The organism is Pseudonocardia sp. McavD-2-B, assembly GCF_024124365.1.
Lineage (GTDB): Bacteria > Actinomycetota > Actinomycetes > Mycobacteriales > Pseudonocardiaceae > Pseudonocardia > Pseudonocardia alni.
Window position 1 is genome coordinate 1 of sequence record NZ_JAMXSG010000375.1, and the last position, 4,292, is coordinate 4,292.

General features: G+C 73.5%; 4 protein-coding genes and 1 pseudogene. 1 reads left to right on the plus strand and 4 read right to left on the minus strand.

From position 1 onward, the window contains the following. From NH602_RS28615 to NH602_RS28630, 4 genes and pseudogenes are all read right to left on the minus strand, one after another. Nucleotides 1–154: pseudogene (locus tag NH602_RS28615) on the minus strand (urease accessory protein UreF); the annotation flags it as partial. Continuing rightward, entirely contained in the window at nucleotides 154–1,869 is a 1,716-nt protein-coding gene (locus NH602_RS28620; RefSeq protein ID WP_253069432.1) for an urease subunit alpha, read from the minus strand. The pseudogene NH602_RS28615 and the gene NH602_RS28620, both read right to left, overlap by 1 nt. Continuing rightward, nucleotides 1,866–2,192 (minus strand): urease subunit beta, encoded by a 327-nt coding sequence (locus NH602_RS28625; RefSeq protein ID WP_226356955.1) that lies wholly within the window; start codon nucleotides 2,190–2,192, stop codon nucleotides 1,866–1,868. Before NH602_RS28625 ends, NH602_RS28620 begins: the two co-directional genes overlap by 4 nt. Beyond that, the gene (locus tag NH602_RS28630; protein WP_020622559.1) at nucleotides 2,189–2,491 is read right to left on the minus strand and encodes an urease subunit gamma; all 303 of its coding nucleotides are present in this window, start codon (nucleotides 2,489–2,491) and stop codon (nucleotides 2,189–2,191) included. The genes NH602_RS28625 and NH602_RS28630 overlap by 4 nt, the downstream gene beginning before the upstream one ends. A 249-nt stretch (nucleotides 2,492–2,740) precedes the next feature. On the opposite strand from NH602_RS28630, the gene NH602_RS28635 reads away from it, so the two are divergent. Beyond that, the coding region (locus NH602_RS28635; protein ID WP_253069433.1) for a nucleobase:cation symporter-2 family protein at nucleotides 2,741–4,292 on the plus strand (1,552 nt) is incomplete at its 3' end.

Sequence of the window (4,292 nt, forward strand, 5' to 3'; positions counted from 1 at the left end):
CCGCGGTGCGCAGCCGCCCCCGCAGGAACGCGTGCAGCGACGCGACGTCGGTGACCAGCCCCCGCTCGGCGGCCTCCTCCAGCCCGCCGGAGTGCACGTGCCCGCCCCCGGGGAACCGGGCGTCGGCGAGCACCAGTGACGCGAGACCCGCCATCAGAACAGGAAGTACCGCTGCGCCATCGGCAGCTCGCTCACCGGCGCCGGCTCGACGACGGCGCCGTCGATCGTCACCTCGAACGAGTCCGGGTCGACGCGCACGTCCGGGGTGGCGTCGTTGCGCAGCATCCCGGCCTTGCGCACCGAGCGGGTGTCGGCCACCGGCACCGCGGGCGTCGCCAGCCCGAGCCGCTCGGGAACGCCCGCCTCGAGCGCCGACGGCGCCATGAAGGTGAGCGAGCCGAGCGCGGCGGGGGTGTGGGCGTAGCCGAACATCGGGCGTCCGTAGACCGGGCCGGGCGTGGGGATGGAGGCGTTCGCGTCGCCCATCTGCGCCCACACGGCGAAGCCGCCCTTGAGGACGACCTCGGGGCGCACCCCGAAGAACTTCGGCTCCCACAGCACCAGGTCGGCGAGCTTGCCGACCTCGACCGACCCGATGTGCTCGGCGGCGCCGTGGGCGAGTGCGGGGTTGATCGTGTACTTGGCGACGTAGCGCTGCGCACGCAGGTTGTCCGCCCGCTCGGAGTCACCGGGCAGCGGGCCGCGGGCGGCCTTCATGACGTGTGCGGTCTGCCAGGTCCGGATGACGACCTCGCCGATCCGGCCCATCGCCTGCGAGTCGCTCGACATCATCGAGATCGCGCCCAGGTCGTGCAGCACGTCCTCGGCGGCGATCGTCGTCGGGCGGATGCGGGACTCGGCGAAGGCCAGGTCCTCGGGCACCGACGGGTTCAGGTGGTGGCACACCATGAGCATGTCGAGGTGCTCGTCGAGGGTGTTGACGGTGTGCGGGCGGGTCGGGTTCGTCGACGACGGCAGCACGTGCGAGGTGCCGACGACCTCGATGATGTCCGGGGCGTGCCCGCCGCCGGCGCCCTCGGTGTGGAACGCGTTGATCGAGCGCCCGGCGATCGCCTCCAGTGTGGACTGCAGGAACCCGGCCTCGTTGAGGGTGTCGGTGTGGATCGCGGCCTGCACGCCGGTCTCCTCGCACACCCGCAGGCAGGCGTCGATCGCCGCCGGGGTGGTGCCCCAGTCCTCGTGCAGCTTGAACCCGCCCGCCCCGGCGCGCAGCTGCTCGTGCAGCGCCTCGGCCGAGACCGTGTTGCCCTTGCCCATCAGCAGCAGGTTCACCGGCTGGTGGTCCATCGCCTGCAGCATCCGGCCGATGCTCCAGGGGCCGGGCGTGACGGTGGTGGCCTTCGACCCGTCGACCGGGCCGGTGCCGCCGCCGAACAGCGTCGTGACCCCGGACGCGAGCGCGGTCTCGACCAGCTGCGGGCAGATGAAGTGCACGTGCGCGTCGATCGCACCGGCGGTGAGGATGCGCCCGTTGCCCGCCAGCACCTCGGTGCCGGGCCCGATCACCAGCGCCGGGTCGACCCCGTCCATCGTGTCGGGGTTGCCGGCCTTGCCGATGCCGACGATCCGGCCGTCCTTCACCCCGACGTCGGCCTTCGCCACTCCCCAGTGGTCGAGCACGACGGCGCCGGTGATCACCAGGTCCGGGCAGTCCGCGGCCAGGACGGCCGCTTGCCCCATCGACTCCCGGATCACCTTGCCGCCGCCGAACATGACCTCGTCGCCGGACGCCGGGCCGCGCGAGCGGTCCTCGGTGACCTCGATCAGCAGGTTCGTGTCGGCGAGCCGGACCCGGTCCCCGACGGTCGGGCCGTACAGGTCGGCGTAGCGCGCGCGGTCGATGGTCACTGCTCGTAGCTCCGCTCGTCGAGGGCGCCGGCCCGCTCGGGACGCAGACCGGGGACCCGGCGCGCCCCGGCGATCGGCACCAGCGTCACCTCGCGCTCCACACCGGGCTCGAACCGCACCGACGTCCCGGCGGGGACGTCGAGCCGGTGTCCCCACGCGGCGTCGCGGTCGAAGGACAGTCCGGGGTTCGCGGCGGCGAAGTGGTAGTGCGACCCGACCTGCACCGGGCGGTCCGCGGCGTTGACCACGGTCAGCGTCAGCCGGGGGCGGCCGGGGTGCAGCTCGACCGGCTCGGTGCCGACGAGGATCTCGCCGGGCGTCATGCGATCGGCCCGTGCACGGTGACGAGCTTCGTGCCGTCCGGGAAGGTGGCCTCCACCTGCACCGAGTCGAGCATCTCCGGGACGCCGTCGAGGACGTCGTCGCGGGTCAGGACCTCCCGGCCGCTGCTCATCAGCTCGCTGACGGTGCGGCCGTCGCGGGCGCCCTCCAGGACGTGCTCGGTGATCAGCGCGACCGACTCCGGGTAGTTCATCCGCAGACCCCGCTCGCGACGCCTGCGGGCGACGTCGGCGGCGACGTGGACGAGGAGCTTGTCGCGCTCGCTCGGGCTGAGGTGCATGCCCCGCATTGTGTCCGGACCCGGGTTGCGACGGGATTGCCGGGAGGTTCCGAACGGTGTCCCGCCGGGGGCCCGATGACCGGGTCGACTGTCGGAACCTACGAAAGCCCCGCGACGAGCGGCCCGGGGTTCGTCGGAGACGGCGGTGCCGGGCGGTCCCGGCCCGGGCGCATGGTGATGCAGGTCGCAATCCGGCCCCCTCCGCGCGCCCTGCCCCGTCACATCCTCCGGCTCCCATCGAGGTCACCGATGCGCCTGCGCCGATCCACCAGCCGAACCACCGATCCCGCCCGCCCCGTCCACCCGGTCGACCGGGTGCCGCCCGCCGGACGGCTCGCCGTCTACGGCATGCAGCACGTGCTGGCGTTCTACGCCGGCGCCGTCGTCGTGCCGATCCTGCTCGCCAACGCCATCGGTCTCGACGAGCGCCAGCTCATCCACCTGATCAACGCCGACCTGTTCACCTGCGGCATCGCCTCGATCCTGCAGTCGGTCGGGATCGGCCGGATCGGGGTGCGGCTGCCGCTGCTGCAGGGCGTCACGTTCACCGCGGTCTCGCCGATGATCGCGATCGGGCTGGCCGCGGGTGGTGGCACCGCCGGGCTCACCACCATCTACGGCGCGGTGATCGTCGCCGGGCTGGTGACCTTCCTCGCCGCGCCCTACGTCGCGCGGCTGCTGCGCTTCTTCCCGCCGGTCGTCACCGGCACGGTGATCACCGTGATCGGGCTGGCGCTGCTGCCGGTCGCCGCGACCGACGCCGTCGGCGGCGCGAACGCCCCCGACCCCGGCAATCCGCTGTACCTCGGGCTCGCCCTCGGCACGCTCGCGGTGATCGTGCTGATCCAGCGGCTGTTCCGCGGTTTCCTCGCCACCGTCGCGGTGCTCGCCGGGCTCGTGCTCGGGACGCTGGCCGCGGTGCCGTTCGGTCTGGTCGACCTGTCCGCGGTGGGGGAGTCGGACTGGGTCGGGGTCACCACGCCGTTCCACTTCGGCTGGCCGCAGTTCTCGCTCGCCGCGATCCTGTCGATGATCGTCGTCATGATGATCACCGCGGTCGAGACGACCGGTGACGTGATCGCCACCGGGGAGATCGTGGACAAGAAGGTCGGGCCGGACGACGTCGCCCGCGCCCTGCGCGCCGACGGCGCCGCCACCACCCTGGGCGGTGTCCTCAACTCCTTCCCCTACACCTGCTTCGCCGAGAACGTCGGCCTCGTCCGGCTCACCCGGGTCTCCAGCCGCTGGGTGGTCGCCGCCGCGGGCGGTTTCATGATCCTCATCGGGCTGGTGCCGAAGGCCGGGGCGCTGGTCGCGGCCGTGCCGCACCCGGTGCTGGGCGGGGCGGCGCTGGCGATGTTCGCGACCGTCGCCGTCGTCGGGATCCAGACGCTGTCGCGGGTCGACTTCCGGGACCACCGCAACGTGGTCGTGGTCGGGTCCGGGCTCGGGGTCGCGCTGTTCGTGACCGTGCAGCCGGACGTGGCGCAGGCTCTGCCGCAGTGGGCGGGCATCGTGCTCGGCTCCGGGATCACCGCGGGCAGCGTCGTCGCGATCGGGCTCAACCTGCTGTTCTTCCACACCGGGCGCCGCCGCGGCGCCGCCCCCGCGACGGCCGGCGGGGACACCGTGACCTTCGACCGGCTCGCCGGCGCCGACGCCGGGGAGTTCGCCGCGGTCCTCGGGCGGCTGTTCGAGGGCCCGACCGCGGTGCCCGGGCGGGTGCACGCCCGCGGCCCCTTCACCGACGCCACGGCGCTGCGCGCCGCGGTGCAGGACGAGCTGTTCGCCGCGCCGCCCG